This is a genomic window from Enterobacter sp. SM3, from assembly GCF_009811935.2.
GTDB lineage: Bacteria > Pseudomonadota > Gammaproteobacteria > Enterobacterales > Enterobacteriaceae > Enterobacter > Enterobacter asburiae_D.
Genome location: NZ_CP099971.1, coordinates 2,070,477 through 2,094,968, shown reverse-complemented (window position 1 = coordinate 2,094,968; position 24,492 = coordinate 2,070,477). Strand labels below are relative to the sequence as shown.

The following is a 24,492-nucleotide window of genomic DNA, read 5'->3' as shown; positions in this document are numbered from 1 at the left end:
TACTTTAATGGAAAGGGATGTGCGAGGGTAATTCCTGAACGGTTAAAACTGTGAAAAATCGGTTAGTGATAAGTAAAAACTATCACAGCGTGAAGCAGTTCACATATTTTAATGATGACAGGAACAGATATGGACACACTGGCGCAGTACATCCAGACGTTATCCCCGCAGCTGAGCGCATGGCGTCGTGATTTTCACCATTATGCGGAATCCGGCTGGGTAGAGTTTCGTACCGCCGCGAAGGTCGCGGAAATTCTCGACTCGCTGGGTTACGAACTGGCGATGGGTCGCGACGTGGTGGATGCCGAAAGCCGGATGGGGTTGCCCGATGCCGCTACCCTGGCACAAGAGTTTGCCCGCGCGCGGGCGCAGGGCGCGCCTGAGAAATGGCTGGCGCCGTTTGAAGGCGGGTTTACCGGCATTGTGGCGACCCTCAATACCGGGCGTCCTGGACCGACCCTGGCGTTTCGCGTCGACATGGATGCTCTTGACTTAAGCGAAGCGCTGGATGAAAGCCATCGCCCGTTTCGCGACGGTTTTGCCTCCTGCAATCCGGGAATGATGCACGCCTGCGCGCACGACGGCCACACCACGATTGGTCTGGGGCTGGCGCGGGTGCTTAAGCAGAATGAAGCGCAGCTCAACGGCACCCTCAAGCTGATCTTCCAGCCTGCCGAAGAAGGCACCCGCGGCGCGCGCGCCATGGTTGCCGCCGGGGCGCTGGACGACGTGGACTATTTCACCGCCATCCATATTGGTACCGGCGTCCCTGCCGGAACGGTGATTTGCGGCAGCGATAACTTTATGGCCACCACCAAGTTTGACGTGAACTTTACCGGCGTTGCCGCACACGCGGGCGGTAAACCGGAGGACGGACGTAACGCCCTGCTCGCCGCCGCGCAGGCCGCCCTCGCCCTGCACAGCATCGCCCCGCACAGCGAAGGCGCCTCCCGGGTGAACGTCGGGGTGATGCAGGCGGGCAGCGGACGCAACGTGGTACCTGCGAATGCCCTGATAAAGGTTGAAACCCGCGGTGAAAGCGAAGCGATTAATCAGTACGTCTTTGAACGCGCGCAGGCGGTCATTACCGGTGCAGCGGCGCTCTACGGCGTGCGCGCCGAGATGCGCCTGATGGGTGCCGCGACCTCCAGCGCGCCGACACCGGCGTGGGTTGATTATCTGCGCGAACAGGCAAGCCAGGTTTCCGGGGTTGTCCACGCTATCGATAAGGTGAAGGCGCCAGCAGGCTCCGAAGACGCCACGCTGATGATGGCCCGCGTGCAGCAGAACGGCGGCATGGCGTCCTATATGGTGTTCGGCACGGATTTGAGCGCCGGACATCACAACGAAAAATTCGACTTCGATGAGCAGGTCATGACCATCGCCATTGAAACGCTGGCGCGAACTGCGCTCAATTTCCCGTGGACGCGAGGTGTGTAATGCAGGAGAACTATGCTTTTATTGCCGATGCGATCGACACGCGATGTCGGACGTTAACCGATATTGCCGACGCGATCTGGGATCGTCCTGAAACCCGCTTTGAAGAGTTCTGGTCCGCCGAGCGGCTCGCCAGCGAGCTGGAGTCAGAAGGATTTACGCTGACGCGCGAGGCAGGCGGCATCCCCAACGCCTTTATCGCCAGCTTCGGCAGCGGGAAACCGGTCATCGCCCTGCTGGGTGAATACGACGCGCTGGCCGGGTTAAGCCAGCAGGCGCACTGCGCAACGGCGCAATCCGCCACGCCGGGAGCCAACGGCCACGGCTGCGGGCATAACCTCTTAGGCACCGCGGCGCTTGCGGGCGCGGTGGCGGTGAAAAGCTGGCTGGAACAGCACGGCGGCAGCGGAACGGTGCGTTTTTACGGCTGTCCCGGTGAAGAAGGTGGCTCCGGGAAAACCTTTATGGTGCGCGAAGGTCTGTTTGATGACGTCGATGCCGCCGTCACCTGGCACCCGGAAGCCTTCGCCGGGATGTTTAACGTCAGCACGCTCGCGAATATTCAGGCAGCCTGGCGTTTTCACGGCGTGGCGGCGCATGCAGCCAACTCCCCTCATCTGGGACGCAGCGCGCTGGACGCCGTGACGCTGATGACTACCGGCACCAACTTCCTCAACGAACACATCATTGAGAAAGCGCGCGTCCATTACGCCATTACCGATACTGGCGGGATTTCGCCCAACGTGGTACAGGCGCAGGCTGAGGTGCTGTACTTGATCCGCGCCCCGGAGATGGCCGATGCGCAGCAGATTTACGAACGCATCGAGAAAATCGCCCAGGGCGCGGCGATGATGACCGAAACCACCGTCGAGTGTCGCTTTGATAAAGCCTGCTCCAGCTACCTGCCGAACCGTACGCTCGAGGCGGCGATGTATCGCGCCCTGCAGCACTACGGCACACCGCTCTGGACGGAGGAAGAACGCGCCTTCGCCCGCGAGATCCGCGCCACCCTGACGCCCAACGATCTGCAAAACAGCCTGAAAAATATTGCCGCAACGGGGGGAGACGCGGGTAAAGCCTTTGCCCGTCGTCATCAGGAGACGCTGCTGGTGGATGAAGTCGCGCCCTATGCCGTCACCGACAACGTGCTGGCTGGCTCCACGGACGTGGGCGACGTCAGCTGGAAAATGCCGGTCGCCCAGTGCTTCAGCCCCTGCTTTACCGTCGGCACGCCGCTGCACACCTGGCAACTGGTGGCGCAGGGGCGTACCTCCATCGCCCACAAAGGCATGCTGCTGGCCGGAAAAGTAATGGGCGCGACCGTGCTCAATCTGCTGCAGGACGCAGCGCTGCTGAAAAAATGCCGTGAAGAGTTCGAACAACAATTACAAGAAAAACCGTACGTGTGTCCGATCCCACAGGGCGTGACACCGTCACCTTTAAAATAAAAAAACACAACACAACAACACAACACTCCCGAGGAACGCCCATGAGTATGTCATCCATACCTTCGCATTCCCCATCCGGTAAGCTCTATGGCTGGGTTGAAAGGATCGGCAATAAAGTGCCGCACCCTTTCCTGCTGTTTATCTATCTGATTGTGATTTTAATGGTCGCCACCGCCGTGCTCTCCGCCTTTGACGTGAGCGTGCGCAGCCCGGCTGACGGCAGCCTGGTGGCGGTAAAAAACCTGCTCAGCGTTGACGGACTGCACTGGTTTTTGCCGAACGTTATCAAAAACTTCAGCGGTTTCGCCCCGCTGGGCGCCATTCTGGCGCTGGTGCTGGGTGCCGGGCTGGCGGAACGCGTGGGCTTGCTGCCCGCATTAATGGTGAAGATGGCTTCGCACGTCAGCGCCCGTTACGCCAGCTATATGGTGCTATTTATCGCCTTCTTCAGCCATATCTCCTCCGACGCCGCGCTGGTGATCATGCCGCCGATGGGGGCGCTGATTTTCCTCGCCGTCGGGCGTCATCCCGTGGCGGGCCTGCTGTCGGCGATTGCGGGCGTGGGCTGCGGATTCACCGCCAACCTGCTGATCGTCACCACCGACGTGCTGCTGTCCGGCATCAGCACGGAGGCGGCAAAGACCATTGATGCGGCAATGCACGTCAGCGTGATCGACAACTGGTACTTTATGGCAAGCTCGGTGATTGTCCTGACGATTGTCGGCGGGCTGATTACCGACAAGATCATTGAGCCGCGCCTGGGTAAATGGGAAGGCCGTAGCGATGAAAAGCTGGACACCCTGAGCAAAGAGCAGCGCTTCGGCCTGCGCGTGGCTGGCGTGGTCTCGCTGGCCTTTATCGCGCTGGTGGCGCTAATGGTGGTGCCGGAAAACGGCATACTGCGCGATCCGGTTAAACATACCGTCCTGCCGTCGCCGTTTATTCAGGGCATCGTACCGCTGATTATCCTCTTCTTCTTTGTCGTTTCACTCGCCTACGGTATCGCGACCGGCAAAATCCGCCGTCAGGGCGATCTGCCGCAGCTGATGATCGAGCCGATGAAAGAGATGGCGGGCTTTATCGTGATGGTGTTCCCGCTGGCGCAGTTTGTGGCGATGTTTAACTGGAGCAACATGGGCAAGTTTATGGCCGTGGGGCTGACCGACGCGCTGGAGGCTGCCGGGCTAAGCGGCGTACCGGCGTTTGTCGGTCTGGCGCTGCTGTCATCCCTGCTGTGCATGTTTATCGCCAGCGGCTCCGCCATCTGGTCGATTCTGGCCCCGATCTTCGTGCCGATGTTTATGATGCTGGGGTTCCATCCGGCGTTTGCGCAGATCCTGTTTCGCATCGCGGACTCCTCGGTGATTCCGCTGGCGCCGGTTTCGCCGTTTGTTCCGCTGTTTTTAGGCTTCCTGCAGCGCTATAAACCGGAAGCCAAACTGGGTACCTACTATTCGCTGGTTTTACCTTATCCGCTTATCTTTTTAGGGGTATGGCTGGTGATGCTGGTGGCATGGTATCTTGTCGGCCTGCCGATTGGGCCGGGGATTTACCCGAGGCTGAACTAAAGGAATGAGGATGCTGAGATTACTCGAAGATAAGATTGCGACGCCGCTCGGGCCGCTGTGGGTGATCGCGGACGAGCAGTTCTGCCTGCGCGCCGTCGAATGGGAAGAGCACAGCGACCGCATGGAAGAACTGCTCCATGTTCACTACCGCGCGCAGGGGTATGAACGTATTCACGCCACCAACCCGGGCGGGCTGAGCGACAAGCTTGCGGCCTACTTCGAAGGCGATCTCAGCATCATCGATACTCTGCCGACCGCTACGGCAGGCACCCCTTTCCAGCGCGAAGTGTGGCAGGCCCTGCGGTCGATTCCGTGCGGGCAGGTCATGCATTACGGCCAGCTCGCGGAGCAGCTAGGCCGCGCAGGGGCCGCACGCGCGGTGGGTGCCGCGAACGGCTCTAACCCGGTCAGCATCGTGGTGCCCTGCCATCGCGTCATTGGCCGTAACGGTACCATGACGGGCTATGCCGGTGGCGTGCAGCGCAAAGAGTGGTTGCTGCGTCACGAAGGGTATCTCTTGCTCTAGTTCCCAGGCTTTTTGTGCTTAATTTTCTTCCGGTTAGGCTAAAAATCCATAATCAAGCTGTGGAATTTCAAGAAGATGGCGACACGTTGCCGTCTCTTGTCCTTATTGAGGGTTTGTCAGGCTTACGTACTTACCAAAAAGATGTTAAAATTGACCAATATCAATTAAGGCTTGAGCAAACCTATGATCCCGGAAAAGCGAATTATACGACGCATTCAGTCTGGCGGTTGTGCTATCCATTGCCAGGATTGCAGCATCAGCCAGCTCTGTATCCCGTTTACCCTGAATGAGCATGAACTCGATCAGCTTGATAATATCATCGAGCGCAAAAAGCCTATTCAGAAAGGGCAGACGCTGTTTAAAGCGGGAGACGAACTGAAATCGCTCTATGCTATCCGTTCTGGCACCATCAAGAGCTATACCATCACCGAACAGGGTGATGAGCAGATCACCGGCTTCCATCTGGCGGGCGACCTGGTGGGCTTTGATGCCATCGGCACGGGCCATCATCCGAGCTTTGCTCAGGCACTTGAAACCTCGATGGTTTGCGAAATCCCGTTTGAAACCCTGGACGATCTGTCCGGCAAGATGCCTAACCTGCGTCAGCAGATGATGCGTCTGATGAGCGGTGAGATCAAAGGCGATCAGGACATGATCCTGCTGCTTTCCAAAAAGAATGCGGAAGAGCGCCTGGCCGCGTTTATCTACAACCTCTCCCGCCGCTTCGCCGAGCGTGGCTTCTCGCCACGTGAATTCCGTCTGACGATGACGCGTGGCGATATCGGTAACTACCTGGGTCTGACCGTGGAAACCATCAGCCGTCTGCTGGGCCGTTTCCAGAAAAGCGGAATGCTGGCCGTTAAGGGTAAATACATCACTATCGAAAACGGTGAAGCGCTGGCCGTTCTTGCCGGGCACGCCCGCAACGTGGCGTAACTTTCCGCCTGTTGATGACCAGACTGATAAATTCTTGTGATTTATTGGTCTGGTATAATCACTTCCGTTCCAAGATATTTTCACCGCAGCACGTCCCCACACAGCGCCCGAAAGGTTCTCGTTGAGGTTATGAATTGAGAGAAAGTTTGTTTTTCGTTTCAGTCGTGATTGCCTCAGTGACCTTTATCTTCATCTGGATCATGCTTGTCGGCCCGATGAAGGGGGAGGAAAAAACCTACGTTCAGGATTCCACGACCTTTGCGATAGCGGTGATGGTGCTGCTGTTTATTGCGTTTATCGCAGTGACGACCACGGTACTTTTCCTCTGATAATTTTTCATGAATTATTGATCTGGTAAAACCTCCCCTCTGTTTCATTCAGGATATATAGGTTACTCTTTTAATTACAGACTGTGGTGACAGTAGTAAGGAGACCTGTATGGCCAAGTATCAAAACATGCTGGTAGCTATCGATCCGAATCAGGACGATCAGCCAGCATTACGACGCGCTGTGTATTTACATCAACGGATTGGTGGCAAAATCAAAGCGTTTTTGCCGATCTATGACTTCTCGTATGAGATGACCACCCTTCTGTCGCCTGACGAGCGCACCGCTATGCGTCAGGGCGTCATCAGCCAGCGTACCGCGTGGATCCGTGAACAGGCGAAGTATTACCTGGAAGCGGGTGTACCCATTGATATTAAAGTGGTCTGGCATAACCGACCTTTCGAAGCCATCATCCAGGAGATTGTCGCCGGTGGGCACGACCTGCTGCTGAAGATGGCGCACCAGCACGACAAGCTGGAATCCGTGATTTTCACCCCGACCGACTGGCACCTGCTGCGTAAATGCCCTTGCCCGGTCTGGATGGTGAAAGACCAGCCGTGGCCTGAAGGCGGGAAAGCCGTTGTGGCGGTAAACCTCGCGAGCGAAGAGGATTACCACAATTCGCTGAACGAGAAGCTGGTGAAGGAGACCATCCAGCTTGCCGATCAGGTGAATCATACCGAAGTGCATCTGGTTGGCGCCTATCCGGTCACCCCGATTAACATTGCCATTGAGCTGCCTGAATTTGACCCGAGCGTGTACAACGACGCGATCCGCGGTCAGCACCTGCTGGCCATGAAAGCGCTGCGCCAGAAATTCAGCATCGATGAGAAAATGACCCACGTGGAAAAAGGGCTGCCTGAAGAGGTGATCCCGGACCTGGCGGAACACCTGCAGGCGGGGATTGTGGTGCTGGGCACCATTGGCCGGACCGGTATTTCTGCGGCGTTCCTCGGCAATACCGCCGAACAGGTGATCGACCATCTGCGCTGCGACCTGCTGGTCATTAAGCCGGATGAGTACCAGACGCCGGTTGAGCTGGACGATCCTGAAGACGATTAACCAGCAGGATGAAAAAAAACCGTCGGGGAACCGGCGGTTTTTTTTTGCCGGGTGGCGGCTTCGCCTTACCCGGCCTACGGATTTGGTAGGCCCGGTAAGCTTGTGCGCCACCGGGCTTTACCCTGTCAGAGTGATTTCAGAATCGCATCCACGCTGGCTTTGGCATCACCAAACAGCATATGGGTGTTCTCTTTGAAGAACAGCGGGTTCTGAACCCCGGCATAGCCGGTATTCATGGAGCGTTTAAACACAATCACGTTCTGCGCCTTCCACACTTCCAGAACAGGCATACCGGCGATTGGGCTACCCGGATCGTCCTGTGCAGCAGGGTTAACGGTATCGTTAGCACCAATGACCAGCACGGTGTCGGTATCGGCGAAATCATCGTTGATCTCATCCATTTCCAGCACGATGTCGTAAGGCACTTTCGCTTCCGCCAGCAGCACGTTCATGTGGCCCGGCAGACGCCCTGCCACCGGGTGAATACCAAAGCGAACCTTAATGCCCCGCGCGCGCAGCTTCTCGGTGATTTCCGCCACCGGATACTGCGCCTGTGCCACCGCCATGCCGTAGCCCGGGGTGATGATCACGGAATGCGAGTTTTTCAGCATGTCTGCGGTATCTTCCGCAGAAATTTCACGGTGCTCACCCACTTCTTCATCCGCACTGGAAGAAGACCCGTCGGTCCCGAAACCACCGGCGATAACGCTGATGAACGAGCGGTTCATCGCCTTACACATGATGTAAGACAGGATCGCACCGGAAGAACCCACCAGCGCACCGGTGACGATCAGCAGGTCATTGCTCAGCATAAAGCCTGCCGCCGCTGCGGCCCAACCGGAGTAGGAGTTCAGCATCGAGACAACCACCGGCATATCCGCACCGCCGATGGACGCCACCAGGTGCCAGCCGAAGGCCAGCGCGATGATGGTCATGACCAGCAACGCCAGCACCTGCAGACCGACGCTTTCGGTACGCACGAAGACCACCAGCAGTACAAACGACACCACCAGCGCCGCCAGGTTCAGCTTATGACGGTTTGGCAGCATCAGCGGTTTAGAAGAGATCTTCCCGCGCAGCTTGCCGAACGCCACAATAGAGCCGGTGAAGGTCACCGCACCGATGAAGATACCGAGGAACACTTCCGTCAGGTGGATGTTCACCAGAATCGGCTCCAGGCCCGGTTCGTGATACAGGTAGCTGTTGAAGCCCACCAGCACCGCCGCCAGACCCACGAAGCTGTGCAGAATGGCAACCAGCTCCGGCATCTCGGTCATTTCAACGCGTTTTGCCAGGCGAATACCAATCGCGCCGCCGATGATCATCGCCACCAGGATCCACGCCACGTTGCCGGTATCCGGCCCGAAGATGGTGGCAATCAGCGCAATCGCCATCCCGGCGATACCAAAGTTATTCCCCTGCTGAGACGTTTCGTGTTTGGAAAGCCCCGCCAGACTGAAAATAAACAGGATTGCAGCAACAATGTATGCGGCTGTCACTAATCCTCCAGACATATGCTACCCCTTAGCCTTTACGAAACATTTTCAGCATGCGCTGAGTCACGGTGAAACCACCGAAAATATTGATACTGGCGATCAGCACCGCGATGAAGCTCAGGAAGCTGATCCAGCCGCCGTGACCAATCTGCAGTAACGCCCCCACCACGATGATCCCGGAGATGGCGTTGGTTACCGACATCAGCGGCGTATGCAGCGCATGGGAGACGTTCCACACCACGTAGTAGCCTACGACGCAGGAGAGCGCGAAGACGGTAAAGTGGCCGAGGAACTCTTTTGGCGCGACGTCAGCCAGCCAGCCGAACAGAATAATCACCAGCGCCATGATCGCGTATTTACGCCACGGAGAAGCCGGTTTGGCGGGTTCTTTTGGCGCGGGTGCCGCTTTCGGTGCCGCCTGAGGCTGAGCAGAAACCTGAATAGGCGGCGCAGGCCAGGTAATTTCACCTTCACGGACCACGGTGACGCCGCGCACCACCACATCGTCGAAATCAACGGTGACGTTGCCGTCTTTCTCTTTGCAGAGCAGCTTGAGCAGGTTGACCAGGTTAGTGCCGTAGAGCTGAGAAGACTGCGTTGGCAGACGGCCCGGCAGATCGGTATAACCGATCACCTTCACGCCGTTCGCGGTCGTGGTCACCTGATTCGGTACGGTATATTCACAGTTACCGCCGTTTTGGGCGGCCAGGTCGACAATCACGCTGCCCGACTTCATGGAGTCAACCATCTCACGGGTAATCAGCTTCGGCGCCGGTTTACCCGGGATAAGCGCGGTGGTGACAATAATGTCGACATCTTTCGCCTGAGCGGCGAAGAGTTCCATTTCGGCTTTGATAAACGCTTCGGACATCACCTTCGCGTAACCGTCGCCGCTGCCAGCCTCTTCCTTGAAGTCCAGCTCAAGGAATTCGGCCCCCATACTCTGGACCTGTTCCTTTACTTCAGGACGGGTGTCAAAGGCGCGTACGATCGCGCCCAGGCTGTTTGCCGCACCGATTGCGGCAAGGCCCGCCACACCCGCGCCAATCACCATCACTTTCGCCGGAGGGACTTTACCCGCGGCGGTGATTTGACCGGTAAAGAAGCGACCAAATTCGTGGGCAGCTTCAACAATGGCGCGGTAGCCGGCAATGTTTGCCATGGAGCTTAAGGCATCCAGCGACTGCGCGCGCGAAATGCGCGGCACGGAGTCCATCGCCATCACGGTCACGCCACGGGCTGCCAGCTTCTCCATCAGCTCCGGATTTTGCGCAGGCCAGATGAAGCTCACCAGGGTCGTCCCGGGATTCAGCAGCGCAATCTCACTCTCTTCCGGTGCGTTGACCTTCAGAATCACCGGCGACTGCCAGACGTCAGCACCGTCGACCACTTCCGCGCCAGCCTGGATAAAGGCCTCGTCATCGAAACTCGCCAGTTTGCCTGCGCCGCTTTCAACCGCGACCGTAAAACCCAGTTTAAGCAGTTGCTCCACCGTTTTCGGTGTTGCCGCTACGCGGGTTTCATTGGCTAACCGTTCTTTTGGTACCCCAATACGCATAGTTTTCCCTTCCATCGGTTTTTGATGATGGTTTATCGATAAATGCCCGCGGTTTGTATCAACTTTCGCCATCGCGCGAGCGACGAGATATGATTAACCCCGGAAAATAAAACAGTAACAAACTGTCTATAACCTACTGAAAATAGCGCCCGCGATCTACCGCCAGAAAACACTATTTCTTACTTTATCTGTGAAAAATAAGCGATCGGCGTCACTGACAGTGATATTTACCTTAAATTCATTGCCAGAACCGATAAATCGCGCAAGCGGAGCGGTAAAAACATGATATAGCGCCATAAGAGAACAACTTATTAACATTAAATTAACTTGTAAAAGTCATATGCTTTATCAGTTTTACTTGTCAAACGCGTGTTTTTTCAACATATCACTAAATGTTATCGAATTCGGTGATTCAGTCAGCACAGGCAGTGAAAAATGGCGCAGACAGCGACGGGTTTTAAATGCAATAATCGGGACCGTCTCAAATTAACAACAATACCAGTACATGGTTTGCGCAAGGCGAAGGATCATTTTTATGAAGCTTAAGAACACACTCCTGGCGTCCGCACTTCTTTCCGCGACCGCCCTGTCTGCGAATGCCGCAACAGAGTTAACGCCGGAGCAAGCGGCAGCGTTAAAACCTTTTGACCATACGGTCATTGTGGGTCGTTATAATTCGATTGGCGACGCCGTCGCCGCGGCATCAAAAGCTGCTGATAAAAACGGGGCTGCCTCGTTTTATGTCGTCGACCAGTCCGATTACGGCAACAGCGGTAACCAGCGCGTGACCATTGCGCTGTTCAAAGACAATGCGCCAAAAGCTGACGCACCGAAAAACCGCGTGATCAACGGTGTTGTTGAACTGCCGAAAGATCAGGCGATTGAGCTGGAACCTTACGACACCGTCACCGTTCAGGGCTTCTATCGCAGCCAGCCTGAAGTGAACGATGCCATCACCAAAGCCGCGAAAGAGAAAGGGGCCTACTCTTTCTTCATCGTGCGTCAGGTCGATGCTAACCAGGGTGGCAACCAGCGTATTACCGCGTTCATCTATAAAAAAGATGCGAAAAAACGTGTTCTGCAGAGCCCGGATGCCATCCCGGCGAATTCAGAAGCAGGTCGCGCGGCGATAGCTAAAGGCGGCGAAGAAGCGAAGAAAGTTGAAATTCCAGGCGTAGCAACGACGGCTGCTCCAAGCGCTGAAGTGGGCCGTTTCTTCGAAACGCAGTCCACGAAAGGTGGCCGTTACTCCGTTACGCTGCCGGACGGTACCAAAATTGAAGAGCTGAACAACGCCACTGCAGCGCAGATGGTGCCGTTCGACAGCATCAAGTTTACCGGCAACTACGGCAACATGACGGAAGTCTCTTACCAGGTCGCGAAGCGTGCGGCCAAGAAAGGGGCGAAGTACTACCACATTACCCGCCAGTGGCAGGAACGTGGTAACAACGTGACCATCAGCGCCGATCTGTACAAGTAACAAAATCGTTTACGAAAGGCGGCGCAATGCCGCCTTTTTTGTTACTTTTTTTGAATTTCTGCCCCACGTCATTGCATGCTTTCGTTACACTCCGTAAAATCCCGCGCCTTAGTGTGATCCACCATTTTTATGCGCCTGAGCGAAATAATTATTCTGGATTTTGACCTTTCATAACAGGAAGCCAATGGAAAAGAAACTTGGCCTGAGTGCTCTGACTGCACTCGTTTTAAGCTCAATGCTGGGTGCAGGCGTATTCAGTTTGCCGCAAAATATGGCCGCCGTCGCCAGCCCTTCCGCGCTCATCATTGGCTGGGGCATTACGGGTGTCGGAATACTGCTGCTGGCCTTCGCCATGCTGCTGCTCACCCGCATTCGCCCGGATCTGGACGGCGGCATTTTCACCTATGCGCGTGAAGGTTTCGGCGAGCTGATTGGCTTCTGTTCCGCGTGGGGATACTGGCTGTGTGCGGTTATCGCCAACGTCTCCTATCTGGTTATTGTCTTCTCGGCGCTCAGTTTCTTTACCGATACGCCTGAGCTGCGCTTCTTTGGCGACGGGAACACCTGGCAGTCTATTGTGGGCGCCTCGGTGTTACTGTGGTTCGTCCACTGGCTGGTGTTGCGTGGCGTACAAACGGCCGCCAGCATCAACCTGGTGGCGACGCTGGCGAAACTGGTTCCGCTCGGCCTGTTTATCGTTCTGGCTTTTATTGCGTTCCGTCTGGACGTATTTAAGCTCGATTTCAGCGGCGTTGCGCTGGGCGTTCCCGTCTGGGAGCAGGTGAAAAACACGATGCTGATTACCCTGTGGGTATTCATCGGCGTTGAAGGCGCGGTCGTGGTTTCTGCCCGGGCCCGGAATAAACGCGATGTGGGCCGCGCGACGCTGCTGGCCGTACTGGCTGCGCTCGGGGTCTATCTGCTGGTGACGCTGCTGTCGCTGGGCGTGGTGGCGCGTCCTGAGCTGGCTGAAATGCGTAACCCGTCAATGGCAGGCCTGATGGTGAAAATGCTCGGCCCCTGGGGCGATGTGGTGATTGCCGCAGGGCTGATCGTCTCCGTCTGCGGCGCTTACCTGAGCTGGACCATCATGGCGGCTGAAGTGCCGTTCCTGGCCGCGACGCACAAGGCGTTTCCTCGCCTGTTTGCCCGTCAAAACAAAAACAGCGCACCGTCGGCATCACTCTGGCTGACCAACATCAGCGTTCAGATCTGTCTGGTGCTGATCTGGCTCACAGGTTCAGACTATAACACCCTGCTGACCATCGCCTCGGAGATGATTCTGGTACCCTATTTCTTAGTGGGTGCGTATCTGTTAAAAATTGCCACACGCCCGGCGCATTATGTCGTGGGTGTCGGAGCCTGTATTTACGGCCTGTGGTTGTTGTATGCTTCCGGACCTCTGCATCTGCTGCTGTCGGTAGTGCTGTACGCACCGGGTCTGCTGGTGTTTATCTACGCCCGCCGCACGCATCAGCTGGAGAATGCGCTGAAACGCCGTGAGATGGCATTAATTGGACTGCTACTGGTTGCTGCCCTACCGGCAACCTGGATGTTAATGGGATAGCATCGCCTTTCCCATTGTTGAACTGTAAAGGAGAATACGATGGGAAATGCACCGCTTCGCCCAATACTGATTACCGGCGGAGGCCGCCGTATCGGCCTCGCCCTCGCCCATCACTTTCTCAACCTTCGCCATCCGGTCATTGTCAGCTACCGTACGGAATACCCGTCGATTGAAGGATTACGTAAAGCCGGTGCTGTCTGCATTCAGGCTGATTTTTCAACCGATGAAGGCATTCTGGCTTTTGCGGAAGAGGTGAAATCCACCACGACGGGGCTGCGCGCCGTGATCCATAACGCCAGCGCATGGCGTGCCGAAAAACCCGGTACGTCACTCAGCGAAACGCTCTCCGCCATGCTGCAAATCCACGTCAATGCCCCTTATCTGCTCAACCACGCCCTGCAGGATCTGCTGCGCGGTCATGGGCACGCGGCCAGCGACATTATTCACTTTACCGATTATGTGGTGGAGCGCGGAAGCGACAAGCACATCGCCTACGCGGCCAGCAAAGCCGCGCTGGATAACATGACGCGCTCGTTTGCCCGCAAGCTCGCGCCCGAGGTGAAGGTGAACGCCATCGCCCCAGCGATGATTTTGTTTAACGAAAACGATGATGCGGAGTATCGCCAGCAGGCGCTGAATAAGTCGCTCATGAAAATCGCCCCGGGCGAGAAAGAGGTCATCGACCTTGTGGATTACCTGCTCACCAGCTGCTACGTCACCGGCAGAACCTTTGCCGTGGACGGCGGCCGACCGCTGCGCTAGTGAAAGCGGCTCCAGAAGAAAATTAACACCCAGGCGCTGAGTCCCCAGCAGACCACCGCCCCGCTCAGCGCCAGGGGAAGACGCAGAAAACCGGTGAAATACCACAGCGAAAGCAGGTACAGAAAATACGGAATGATAGACCACATGCCAAACACGATGGTCGTGCGTAACGCTTCCGTGCCCCGTTCAGAAGCCACAATATAGTGAGCAATCAGCGCAAAGGTCGGAAACAGCGGGATTAGCCCGGCAATATAGTAGTTTTTCGTTTTTGCCAGAACGCCAATCAGTAACACCACCAGCGCGCCCAGCGCGGCTTTGATCACCAGCCCCATATTTTTCCCTGGAATAATCAACACACAATATGAGCCAGAATAACGGAACCGGCGTTAATTTTGAAAGATTAATGGAAGGTTAAGGTTTCGCGGTGTATGTTGGCTTTTTTCACGAAAACAGACGCTGTATGAATAAGATTGTTTATGTTGAAGACGAACCCGAAGTCGGGCAACTGATCGCCGCCTATCTGGGTAAACATGATATGGACGTCATTGTTGAACCTCGCGGCGATCGTGCCGAAGAGGTGGTCGTCCGTGAAAACCCGGATCTGGTGCTGCTGGATATCATGTTGCCAGGCAAAGACGGCATGACGCTCTGCCGTGACCTGCGCGCCCGCTGGGAGGGACCTATCGTCCTGCTCACCTCACTGGACAGCGATATGAACCACATTTTGTCGCTGGAGATGGGCGCCAATGACTACATTCTGAAAACCACACCGCCTGCCGTCCTGCTTGCACGCCTGCGCCTGCATTTACGCCAGCACGCCAGCATCGAACGCGAAGCGCCCGCGCCGTCTCTGACGCCGCACAAAGCGATGCGCTTCGGTACTCTGTCTATTGACCCCATTAACCGCCAGGTGCTGCTCTCTGGCGAGCTTATCGCCCTCTCCACCGCAGATTTTGACCTGCTGTGGGAGCTGGCAACGCACGCCGGGCAAATCATGGACCGCGACGCGCTGCTGAAAAATCTGCGCGGCGTGAGCTATGACGGAATGGACCGCAGCGTTGACGTGGCGATTTCGCGTCTGCGCAAAAAGCTGCAGGATAACGCTACCGAGCCCTACCGCATTAAAACCGTGCGTAATAAGGGTTACCTGTTTGCCCCGCATGCCTGGGAAACCTGATTCCGTTATCTGGCTAGCATAACGTGCGCGAAATGAAGGCATTACACAGCGATGTCCTTCTTTCGCGCGTTTATTTTTACGTTTGCGCAACAATTAACTTGCTAAGCACGCGAACTATCCCAAATTAAAACTTCATCCATCCTTTCTACAGCCAGCACTGCCCCGGCGACATGCAGACTCTTTTATCACCGTGAAGCTCTCACGATACCTCTCCCATAAAATCTTGAAATGAGGATTTAAGCCCATGAAATATGTATAGCTACAGTCAGGTAGAAGCCATCAAAACCAATCTTGAATGGATTGTTAATCAGGCAGCGCTTAGCTATCCCTCCCCCTCACGCGCCGATCAAAAAGCGATCTTTGATCTCCTTGAACTCATCCAGTCTTACGAAATTCTCCTGGATTTAATTCACGAATTTGGGGCCGATGTGATTGATATGCACATTGCGGAAGGACTGGCCGTAACGGAAACACTCATCGCCAAGGTAAAAAACAGCGCGAAAGCCATGTAACACGCTTCACAGACATGAAAATATCGACGGGTTTTCATGTATATTCTGCACAAAGCGTTTCTTCGGTGAGATCCAATGAAAAAGCTGTTTGTGCAGTTTTATCTTTTGCTGTTTGTCTGCTTCCTGGTCATGACCATGCTGGTCGGGCTGGTCTATAAATTCACCGCCGAACGTGCGGGCAGGCAGTCGCTGGACGATCTGATGAAAAGCTCGCTCTATCTGATGCGCAGCGAGCTGAGAGAGATCCCGCCGCACGACTGGGCGAAAACCCTCAAAGAGCTGGATCTGAACCTGTCATTCGATTTACGCATCGAGCCGTTAAAAGATTTTGAGCTGGATCCGCCCGCCATGCAGCGTCTGCGCGACGGGGACATCGTCGCGCTGGACGAGAAATACACCTTTATCCAGCGTATTCCGCGCAGCCATTACGTGCTGGCCGTCGGGCCGGTGCCCTATCTCTATTATCTGCACCAGATGCGTCTGCTGGACATGGCGCTGATGGCCTTTATCGCCATTTCGCTCGCGTTTCCGGTCTTTATCTGGATGCGCCCCCACTGGCAGGACATGCTGAAGCTGGAATCCGCCGCGCAGCGCTTTGGCGAGGGGCATTTTACCGAACGCATCCACTTTGACAGCGGTTCCAGTTTTGAACGTCTGGGCGTGGCCTTTAACCAGATGGCCGATAACATCAATGCCCTGATTGCCAGTAAGAAGCAGCTGATCGACGGGATTGCCCACGAGCTGCGCACGCCGCTGGTTCGCCTGCGCTATCGTCTGGAGATGAGCGAGAATCTGACGGAAGCGGAGTCTCAGGCACTTAACCGCGACATTGGCCAGCTTGAAGGGCTGATTGAGGAGCTGCTGACCTACGCGCGCCTCGATCGCCCGCAAAATGAGCTGAACCTCAGCACGCCGGACTTGCCCGCCTGGCTGCAAACCCACATCGATGACGTTCAGAGCGTGAACCCGCAGCGCACGCTGTTAACGCGCGTCACGCCGGGTGATTACGGCGCGCTCGATGTGCGCCTGATGGAGCGCGTGCTGGACAACCTGATGAACAATGCCATGCGCTACAGCGAAAGTACGCTACAGATTGGGCTGGATTTGCAGGGCAATCAGGCCAGCCTGACGGTAGAGGATGACGGTCCGGGGATCGCCCCGGAAGCGCGAGAAACCGTGTTTGAACCGTTTGTCCGCCTCGACCCCAGCCGCGATCGCGCCACAGGCGGATGCGGCCTGGGGTTGGCAATTGTCTACTCTATCGCGCAGGCGATGGGCGGCACGGTGCATTGCGAAGAGAGCGAGCTCGGCGGCGCGCGCTTCTGCTTTAGCTGGCCGGTGTACCATAACATCGCCCTTCCCGTCCCTGCCTGACCTCAACCGCACGCTGGCCTGACCCGGCGTGCTGTGCTATATGATAAGTATGTTGTAACTAATGAGAGTGTTTATGGCGACCTACGATCTCCTCGAACGGCTGAACAGCACGTTTCGGGAAATAGAACACGAGCTCCTGACCCTGACCGAACGTTTGCAGGCCTGCCGCCTGCTGGCCGCGCGCGTCTTTACCCTGCCCGATGTGGCTAAAGGGGCCGAGCACGACCCGCTGGACGCCATCGAGGTTGAACAGCACATCGGTAGCGCCGCCCTTGAGCTGGCGCTGAAACACTATCGCCGCCTGTTTATCCAGCAGCAGTCAGAAAACCGCAGCAGTAAGGCGGCCGTGCGTCTGCCCGGCGTGATCTGCCTGCAAACCGATGCGACAACGCGCGACGCGCTGGAAAGCCAGATTACCCATATCAACACCCTGAAAGCGGCTTTTGAAAAGATCATCACCGAAGAGTCCGGTCTCGCCCCTGCCGCCCGGTTTGAATGGGTGCACCGCCAGCTTCCGGGGCTGATTACCCTGAACGCCTATCGCACGCTGACGGTGCTGCGTCACCCCGCCACGCTGCGCTTCGGCTGGGCGAATAAGCACATCATTAAAAACTTCACCCGGGATGAGATCCTGGCGCAGCTGGAAAAAAGCCTGAAGACGCCGCGCACCGTCGCACCGTGGTCACGTGAACAGTGGATTGAGCGCCTGGAACAGGAGTATCACAGCATCGCCTCGCTGCCGGTGGACACGCGCCTCAAGATAAAGCGCCCGGTGAAGGTGCAGCCTATCGCCCGCATCTGGTATTCCGGTCAGCAAAAACAGGTTCAGTATGCCTGTCCGACGCCGCTGATTGCGCTTTATGATGCCGATCAGAGGGCCATCGTGCCGGATATTGGTGAGCTTTTGAATTACGATGCGGACAATGTCCAGCACCGTTACAGACCTCAGGCGCAGCCGCTGCAGCTGATTATTCCGCGGCTGCACCTGTACGTGGCGGGATAACTATTTCAGGCTGCCGACCATCGCCTCCGGGCGAACCCAGGCGTCGAACTCCGCCTCCGTCAGATAGCCCAGCGCCAGAGCGGAGGCTTTCAGCGTCAGCCCCTCTTTATGCGCTTTTTTAGCGATCTCGGCGGCCTTGTCGTAGCCGATATGGGTATTCAGCGCCGTCACCAGCATCAGGGATTCATTGAGCAACTGGCTGATACGTTCGCGATTCGGCTCAATCCCTACCGCACAGTGCTCGTTAAAGCTCTCCATCCCGTCCGCCAGCAGACGAATCGATTGCAGAACGTTGTGGATCACCATCGGGCGATAGACGTTTAGCTCGAAGTTGCCGGACGCACCGCCCAGGTTGACGGCCACGTCGTTGCCCAACACCTGACAGCAGAGCATGGTCATGGCTTCGCACTGGGTCGGGTTGACCTTACCCGGCATGATAGAGCTGCCCGGCTCGTTTTCCGGAATGCTGATTTCACCGATGCCGCAGCGCGGGCCCGAGGCCAGCCAGCGCACGTCGTTGGCGATTTTCATCAGCGAGGCCGCCAGCCCTTTCAGCGCGCCGTGGGTGTGGACCAGCGCATCGCAGGTCGCCAGCGCTTCAAACTTATTGGGCGCCGTAACGAACGGCTGTCCGGTGATGTTTGCCAGCTCCTCCGCCACGCGCACCGCGTATTCTGGATGGGTGTTTAACCCGGTACCGACCGCCGTCCCGCCGAGCGCCAGCTCCGCCAGATGCGGCAGGCTGTAATCAATGTGCTTCAGGTTATGTTCCAGCATCGCCACCCAGCCGGAAATCTCCTGGCCGAGCGTCAGCGGCGTGGCGTCCTGCAGGTGCGTACGGCCAATTTTAACGATGTCGCGGAAGGCCTGCGCTTTCTCGTTGAGCGTGGATTTGAGCACGTTGAGCTGCGGGATAAGCTGCTCGCGGATAGCAATCACCGCCGCCACGTGCATCGCCGTCGGGAAGACGTCGTTAGAGCTCTGGCTTTTGTTGACGTCATCGTTCGGATGGACCTTACGCTCCATGCCGCGTACGCCGCCCAGCAGTTCGCTCGCCCGGTTCGCCAGCACTTCGTTCATGTTCATGTTGCTCTGGGTGCCGGAACCGGTCTGCCAGATGGCGAGGGGGAATTCATCGGGATGCTTACCCGCCAGCACTTCGTCGGCGGCGTTGATGATGGCGGTCGCTTTGTCTGCCGTCAGCAGGCCTAAATCCTGGTTCACCTTAGCGGCGGCGCGTTTGGTGAGCGCCAGCGCCTGAATCAGCGAGACGGGCATTTTTTCAGTCGAAATACGGAAATGCTCCAGCGAACGCTGGGTTTGCGCGCCCCAGAGCTTGTCGGCCGGGACGTCGATGGCGCCCATCGAATCTTTCTCATGGCGTACCGTGGTCATTACTTTCTCCTTGATAACAAAAGAGGGATTGCTCACATGCTTAAGGGATAAGTATTGATGACTTCTGGGAAACGATATGGCGCTTTGTGCGCTCTTATTGGTGTCGGGTGGCGCTGACGCTTACCCGACCTACCGAACACGTAGGCCGGGTAAGGCGCAGCCGCCACCCGGCTTTTTAGCTTACTTCACGCAGGCCGAACACTGAGAGGACTGGATCTGCTTGAAGAAGTCGTTACCTTTGTCATCCACGAGGATAAACGCCGGGAAGTCTTCCACTTCAATTTTCCAGATGGCTTCCATACCCAGTTCCGGGTATTCCACGCACTCCAGGCTCTTGATGCTGCCCTGCGCGAGCACCGCCGCCGGGCCGCCGATGCTGCCGAGGTAGAAGCCGCCGTGCTTGTGGCAGGCGTCCGTCACCTGCTGGCTGCGGTTACCTTTCGCCAGCATGATCATGCTGCCGCCGTTGGCCTGCAGCTGGTCAACGTACGAGTCCATGCGGCCCGCCGTGGTCGGGCCTAACGAGCCGGAGGCATAGCCTTCAGGCGTTTTCGCCGGGCCGGCGTAGTAGATCGGGTGATCTTTAATGTACTGCGGCAGCCCTTCACCGTTGTCCAGACGCTCTTTCAGCTTCGCGTGCGCGATGTCGCGGCCCACGATAATCGTGCCGTTCAGGGAGAGACGGGTCGAAACCGGATACTGCGAAAGCTGCGCCAGGATCTCTTTCATCGGACGGTTCAGGTCGACGTGAACCGCTTCACCCTCACCCGCTTTACGCAGCTCTTCCGGAATGTATTTACCCGGGTTGTTTTCCAGTTTTTCGATCCACACGCCTTCGCGGTTGATCTTCGCCTTGATGTTGCGATCCGCAGAGCAAGACACGCCCATCCCGACCGGACAGGATGCACCGTGACGCGGCAGACGGATCACGCGCACGTCGTGGGCAAAGTATTTGCCGCCAAACTGCGCCCCGAGGCCCAGGTTACGCGCCTCTTCCAGCAGTTCCTGCTCAAGCTGCACGTCGCGGAACGCCTGGCCGTGCTCGTTACCTTCGGTAGGCAGACCGTCATAGTATTTGGTTGAGGCCAGCTTGACGGTTTTCAGCGTGCTTTCAGCCGACGTACCGCCAATCACAAACGCGATATGGTACGGCGGGCACGCCGCGGTGCCGAGGGTGCGCATCTTCTCAACCAGGTAGTTCTTCAGCTTGCCCGGGGTGAGCAGCGCTTTGGTTTCCTGGTAGAGATAGGTTTTGTTGGCTGAACCGCCGCCCTTGGCGATGCAGAGGAATTTGTACTCGTCACCGTCGACGCTGTAGAGATCGATCTGTGCAGGCAGGTTGGTGCCGGTGTTGACCTCTTTGTACATATCCAGCGCCGCGTTTTGCGAGTAGCGCAGGTTGTCTTCGGTGTAGGTGTTGTAGACGCCGTGCGCCAGGGCCGCTTCGTCACCGCCGCCGGTCCAGACGCGCTGGCCTTTTTTACCGACGATGATCGCCGTGCCGGTGTCCTGACAGGTTGGCAGAACACCTTTCGCCGCGATGTCTGAGTTACGCAGGAACTGCAGGGCAACGTATTTATCGTTTTCGCTGGCCTGCGGGTCGCTCAGGATATCGGCAACCTGCTGCTGGTGCGCTGGGCGGAGCATAAACGAGGCGTCGTGGAAAGCGTGCTGCGCCAGCAGCGTCAGCGCCTGCGGATCAACCTTGAGGATCTCTTGTCCTTCAAACTCAGAGACGGAGACGTGATCGCGGGTTAACAGGTAATACTCGGTCCGATCCTTACTGAGGGGGAAAGGATCCTGATAATGGAAGGGTTTATTCGACATTGGTCTCTCACTTACTGCTTCGGTCTGTTTATTCAGGGCAGATGTTCCGCTGCCCGGCTTAAAAGCGAGTCAGCTTATCCTACACAATTTTTTAACAAAAACTGAGACTAGTACGACTTTTTACATCCACAGGTTACTTCCATGAGGTTTATTGCTTTAATACCCGGAGTTAATTCCACAATTGAATCAGGGCTTGATAATGCAAAAACTCATTAACTCAGTGCAAAACTACGCCTGGGGAAGTAAAACTGCGTTAACGGATCTCTACGGTATCGCGAACCCGAACAACCTGCCGATGGCAGAACTGTGGATGGGGGCACACCCGAAGAGCAGCTCAAAAATTGAAGACGCCAGCGGCCAGGTACGCAGCCTGCGTGACGTAATTGATGCCGATAAAGCCGCGCTGCTGGGTGATAAGGTCGCTCAGCGCTTTGGCGAATTGCCGTTCCTGTTCAAGGTGCTGTGCGCCGACCAGCCGCTCTCCATCCAGGTTCACCCGAACAAGAAAGCCTCTGAAATCGGCTTTGCGAAAGAGAACGCGGCGGGTATCCCGCTAGACGCCGCCGAGCGTAACTACAAAGATCCTAACCACAAGCCGGAGCTGGTCTTTGCGCTGACTCCGTTCCTGGCGATGAACGCGTTCCGCGAGTTTTCAGAGATCGTTTCTCTGCTGCAACCGGTCGCGGGTGCCAACAAGGCTATCGCCCACTTCCTCGAAAACCCGAACGCAGACGCGCTGAGCCAGCTGTTTGCCAGCCTGCTGAATATGCAGGGTGAAGAGAAATCTCACGCGCTGGCGGTGCTGAAAGCAGCCCTGGACAGCCAGCAGGGTGAACCGTGGGAGACCATCCGTCTGATTTCCGAATTCTACCCGGACGACAGCGGCCTGTTCTCCCCTCTGCTGCTGAACGTGGTGAAGCTAAACCCGGGCGAAGCGATGTTCCTGTTCGCGGAAACCCCTCACGCCTATCTGCAGGGCGTGGCGCTGGAGGTGATGGCCAACTCCGACAACGTGCTGCGCGCGGGCCTGACGCCGAAATACATCGACATCCCTGAGCTGGTTGCCAACGTGAAGTTCGTAGCGAAACCTGCCGCGGAGCTGCTGACTCAGCCGGTGAAAAACGGCGCAGAGCTGGACTTCCCGATTCCGGTTGAAGATTTTGCCTTCTCCCTGCACGACCTGAGCCAGGCCGAAATCGCCATCGCGCAGGAGAGCGCGGCAATCCTGTTCTGCGTGGAGGGCGAAGCGACGCTGCGCAAAGGCGAACAGCGTCTGGTGCTTAAGCCCGGTGAGTCAGCATTCGTTGCAGCCAATGAGTCTCCGGTTAGCGTAAGCGGCGCCGGTCGCCTGGCGCGCGTTTTCAATAAGCTTTAAGCACTTACTGAATTTTTTAACAACTCTTGCTAAGCTAGTTGCAGGCTTAATATCTCCAGGCGGTTTTTACCGCCTGGTTTCATTTTAGGGATAGTCGCAATGAAAAAATCGGTCGTAGCGGTTGGAGTGATTGTAGCGTTAGGCGTGGTCTGGACGGGTGCCTCCTGGTTTACCGGGAAACAGCTGGAAGGCCGTCTGGCTGAGATGGTGGCGCAGGCTAACGGAGAGATTAAGCGCAGCGCGCCGGAGGCGGGCCTTGAGCTGAGCTACCAGAATTATCATCGCGGTGTGTTTACCAGCCGTATGCAGCTGGTAGTGAAGCCGGTTGCCGGTGCTGAAAACGGCTGGCTGAAACCGGGCCAGAGCGTGGTGCTGGACGAGGTGGTGAGCCACGGTCCGCTGCCGCTGGCGCAGCTGAAGTCTTTTAACCTGATCCCGTCGATGGCGTCTGTTCATACCGTGCTGGTGAATAACGACGTCACCAAACCGCTGTTTGACCTGGCGAAGAATGAATCGCCTTTCGACATTAATACCCGAATTAGCTATGCCGGTGACACAAGTTCCGATATTGCTCTGAAAGCGCTTAACTACGAGAAAGAGAATGAGAAAGTCGCCTTCAGCGGCGGCCACTTCAAACTCGATGCTGACCGCGACGGAAACGTGTTCTCCCTGACGGGTGAAGCGGAAAGTGGCCTGGTCAATGCCGTGAATGAATATAACCAAAAAGTTCAGCTCACCTTCAGCAACCTGAAAGCCGACGGCAACAGCCGAATGACTGATTTCCAGGAGCGTATCGGCGATCAAAAACTGTCTCTCGACAAGGTAGCCATTGCGGTTGAAGGAAAAGAGATGGCCGTGCTGGAAGGCATGGACGTCAACGGCAAATCCGACGTTTCCAAAGACGGTAAGAGCATCAACACCCAGCTGGATTACACGCTGAAGAGCCTGAAAGTGCAGAATCAGGATCTGGGCACCGGCAAACTGTCGCTGAAGATCGGCAATATCGACGGCCAGGCGTGGCACGAGTTTAGCCAGAAATACAGCAAAGAGAGCCAGGCGCTGCTGACCGATGCCGCGCTGCAGCAGAACCCTGAGGTGTATCAGCAGCAGGCGATGGCGGTACTGTTCAACAACCTGCCTATCCTGTTGAAAGGCGAGCCGGTGATAACCGTTGCGCCGCTGAGCTGGAAAAACAGCAAAGGCGAAACCAGCTTCAACCTGTCTCTGTTCCTGAAAGATCCGGCAACCGCAACGGGTGAACCGCAGACGCTGGCGCAGGAAGTGGATCGCAGCGTGAAGTCGCTCGACAGCAAGCTGACCATCCCGATGGATATGGCGACCAAGTTTATGACCCAGATTGCGAAGCTGGAAGGCTACGGCGATGAAGACGCCGGCAAGCTGGCTAACCAGCAGGTGAAAGGGCTGGCGGCAATGGGCCAGATGTTCCGCATCACCAAAGTGGAAAACAACACCATTTCCACCAGCCTGCAGTACGCCAACGGCCAGGTAACGCTTAACGGCGACAAGATGCCGCTGGAAGACTTCGTCGGCATGTTTGGTATGCCAACGCTGGGGATGCCGGAACCGGCTGAACCGGCAGCGCCAGCTGAACCGGCGGCACCGCAGCAGTAAACGCAAAACCCCTCGAATGAGGGGTTTTTA

The 24,492-nt window shown here is 56.6% G+C and carries 21 protein-coding genes; 16 read left to right on the top strand and 5 right to left on the bottom strand.

From position 1 onward, the window contains the following. The first annotated feature begins 129 nt into the window (after positions 1 to 129). From GVO84_RS09905 to uspE, 7 genes are all read left to right on the top strand, one after another. Positions 130 to 1,440, top strand: a complete 1,311-nt coding sequence (locus GVO84_RS09905; protein ID WP_159513999.1) for a M20 family metallo-hydrolase — start codon at positions 130 to 132, stop codon at positions 1,438 to 1,440. Continuing rightward, a complete protein-coding gene (locus tag GVO84_RS09900; RefSeq protein WP_121423522.1) occupies positions 1,440 to 2,885 on the top strand; it encodes a M20 family metallopeptidase in 1,446 nt (481 codons plus the stop codon). Before GVO84_RS09905 ends, GVO84_RS09900 begins: the two co-directional genes overlap by 1 nt. A 41-nt stretch (positions 2,886 to 2,926) precedes the next feature. Then, the gene (gene abgT / locus GVO84_RS09895; RefSeq protein ID WP_032657666.1) at positions 2,927 to 4,453 is read left to right on the top strand and encodes a p-aminobenzoyl-glutamate transporter; all 1,527 of its coding nucleotides are present in this window, start codon (positions 2,927 to 2,929) and stop codon (positions 4,451 to 4,453) included. A gap of 10 nt (positions 4,454 to 4,463) precedes the next feature. Beyond that, positions 4,464 to 4,979, top strand: a complete 516-nt coding sequence (ogt, locus tag GVO84_RS09890; RefSeq protein ID WP_121423521.1) for a methylated-DNA--[protein]-cysteine S-methyltransferase — start codon at positions 4,464 to 4,466, stop codon at positions 4,977 to 4,979. Between the two features lie 183 nt (positions 4,980 to 5,162). Then, the gene (fnr, locus tag GVO84_RS09885) at positions 5,163 to 5,915 is read left to right on the top strand and encodes a fumarate/nitrate reduction transcriptional regulator Fnr (RefSeq protein ID WP_006174991.1); all 753 of its coding nucleotides are present in this window, start codon (positions 5,163 to 5,165) and stop codon (positions 5,913 to 5,915) included. Between the two features lie 146 nt (positions 5,916 to 6,061). After that, positions 6,062 to 6,244 carry a hypothetical protein gene (locus GVO84_RS09880; protein ID WP_014883604.1) on the top strand — a complete coding sequence of 61 codons (183 nt, stop codon included), beginning with the start codon at positions 6,062 to 6,064 and terminating at the stop codon, positions 6,242 to 6,244. Between the two features lie 109 nt (positions 6,245 to 6,353). Then, a complete protein-coding gene (uspE, locus tag GVO84_RS09875) occupies positions 6,354 to 7,304 on the top strand; it encodes a universal stress protein UspE (RefSeq protein WP_023335478.1) in 951 nt (316 codons plus the stop codon). A gap of 125 nt (positions 7,305 to 7,429) precedes the next feature. Here uspE and pntB read toward each other — a convergent pair whose 3' ends face one another. Further along, positions 7,430 to 8,818, bottom strand: coding sequence for a Re/Si-specific NAD(P)(+) transhydrogenase subunit beta (gene pntB, locus GVO84_RS09870; RefSeq protein ID WP_024909329.1), 1,389 nt, complete (start codon positions 8,816 to 8,818; stop codon positions 7,430 to 7,432). Between the two features lie 10 nt (positions 8,819 to 8,828). Further along, complete coding sequence (gene pntA, locus GVO84_RS09865; RefSeq protein ID WP_121423520.1) at positions 8,829 to 10,358, bottom strand: Re/Si-specific NAD(P)(+) transhydrogenase subunit alpha; 1,530 nt, start codon at positions 10,356 to 10,358, stop codon at positions 8,829 to 8,831. A gap of 535 nt (positions 10,359 to 10,893) precedes the next feature. On the opposite strand from pntA, the gene ydgH reads away from it, so the two are divergent. From ydgH to folM, 3 genes are all read left to right on the top strand, one after another. After that, the gene (ydgH, locus tag GVO84_RS09860) at positions 10,894 to 11,838 is read left to right on the top strand and encodes a DUF1471 family protein YdgH (RefSeq protein ID WP_024909331.1); all 945 of its coding nucleotides are present in this window, start codon (positions 10,894 to 10,896) and stop codon (positions 11,836 to 11,838) included. A 184-nt stretch (positions 11,839 to 12,022) separates the two neighbouring features. Then, positions 12,023 to 13,405, top strand: coding sequence for an amino acid permease (locus tag GVO84_RS09855; protein WP_159513998.1), 1,383 nt, complete (start codon positions 12,023 to 12,025; stop codon positions 13,403 to 13,405). Positions 13,406 to 13,444: 39 nt separating this feature from the next. Further along, positions 13,445 to 14,167, top strand: coding sequence for a dihydromonapterin reductase (gene folM, locus GVO84_RS09850; RefSeq protein WP_159513997.1), 723 nt, complete (start codon positions 13,445 to 13,447; stop codon positions 14,165 to 14,167). Here the strand turns inward: folM and GVO84_RS09845 are convergent. Beyond that, the gene (locus GVO84_RS09845; protein ID WP_063142993.1) at positions 14,164 to 14,499 is read right to left on the bottom strand and encodes a GlpM family protein; all 336 of its coding nucleotides are present in this window, start codon (positions 14,497 to 14,499) and stop codon (positions 14,164 to 14,166) included. The two genes, folM and GVO84_RS09845, sit on opposite strands and share 4 nt — an antisense overlap. A gap of 128 nt (positions 14,500 to 14,627) precedes the next feature. Here GVO84_RS09845 and rstA point away from each other — a divergent pair, with 128 nt between their 5' ends. The 4 genes from rstA to tus all read left to right on the top strand — a co-directional run bounded on the left by rstA (position 14,628) and on the right by tus (position 18,233). Next, positions 14,628 to 15,344, top strand: a complete 717-nt coding sequence (gene rstA, locus GVO84_RS09840; RefSeq protein ID WP_021241154.1) for a two-component system response regulator RstA — start codon at positions 14,628 to 14,630, stop codon at positions 15,342 to 15,344. 251 nt (positions 15,345 to 15,595) lie between these two features. Further along, entirely contained in the window at positions 15,596 to 15,856 is a 261-nt protein-coding gene (locus GVO84_RS09835; protein WP_159513996.1) for a hypothetical protein, read from the top strand. A gap of 75 nt (positions 15,857 to 15,931) precedes the next feature. Then, positions 15,932 to 17,230 carry a two-component system sensor histidine kinase RstB gene (gene rstB / locus GVO84_RS09830; protein WP_159513995.1) on the top strand — a complete coding sequence of 433 codons (1,299 nt, stop codon included), beginning with the start codon at positions 15,932 to 15,934 and terminating at the stop codon, positions 17,228 to 17,230. A gap of 73 nt (positions 17,231 to 17,303) precedes the next feature. After that, positions 17,304 to 18,233: a DNA replication terminus site-binding protein gene (tus, locus tag GVO84_RS09825; RefSeq protein ID WP_159513994.1), complete on the top strand. Its 930-nt coding sequence runs from the start codon at positions 17,304 to 17,306 to the stop codon at positions 18,231 to 18,233. Here the strand turns inward: tus and fumC are convergent, their stop codons facing one another. Both fumC and fumA read right to left on the bottom strand, forming a co-directional pair. Beyond that, on the bottom strand, positions 18,234 to 19,628 hold the full coding sequence (fumC, locus tag GVO84_RS09820; protein WP_126794291.1) for a class II fumarate hydratase: 1,395 nt from the start codon (positions 19,626 to 19,628) through the stop codon (positions 18,234 to 18,236). A 180-nt stretch (positions 19,629 to 19,808) separates the two neighbouring features. Beyond that, entirely contained in the window at positions 19,809 to 21,455 is a 1,647-nt protein-coding gene (gene fumA / locus GVO84_RS09815) for a class I fumarate hydratase FumA (RefSeq protein WP_159513993.1), read from the bottom strand. A gap of 199 nt (positions 21,456 to 21,654) precedes the next feature. On the opposite strand from fumA, the gene manA reads away from it, so the two are divergent. Both manA and GVO84_RS09805 read left to right on the top strand, forming a co-directional pair. Further along, a complete protein-coding gene (gene manA / locus GVO84_RS09810; RefSeq protein WP_159513992.1) occupies positions 21,655 to 22,830 on the top strand; it encodes a mannose-6-phosphate isomerase in 1,176 nt (391 codons plus the stop codon). 99 nt (positions 22,831 to 22,929) lie between these two features. After that, positions 22,930 to 24,462, top strand: coding sequence for a YdgA family protein (locus GVO84_RS09805; RefSeq protein ID WP_159513991.1), 1,533 nt, complete (start codon positions 22,930 to 22,932; stop codon positions 24,460 to 24,462). The last annotated feature ends 30 nt before the right edge of the window (positions 24,463 to 24,492 follow it).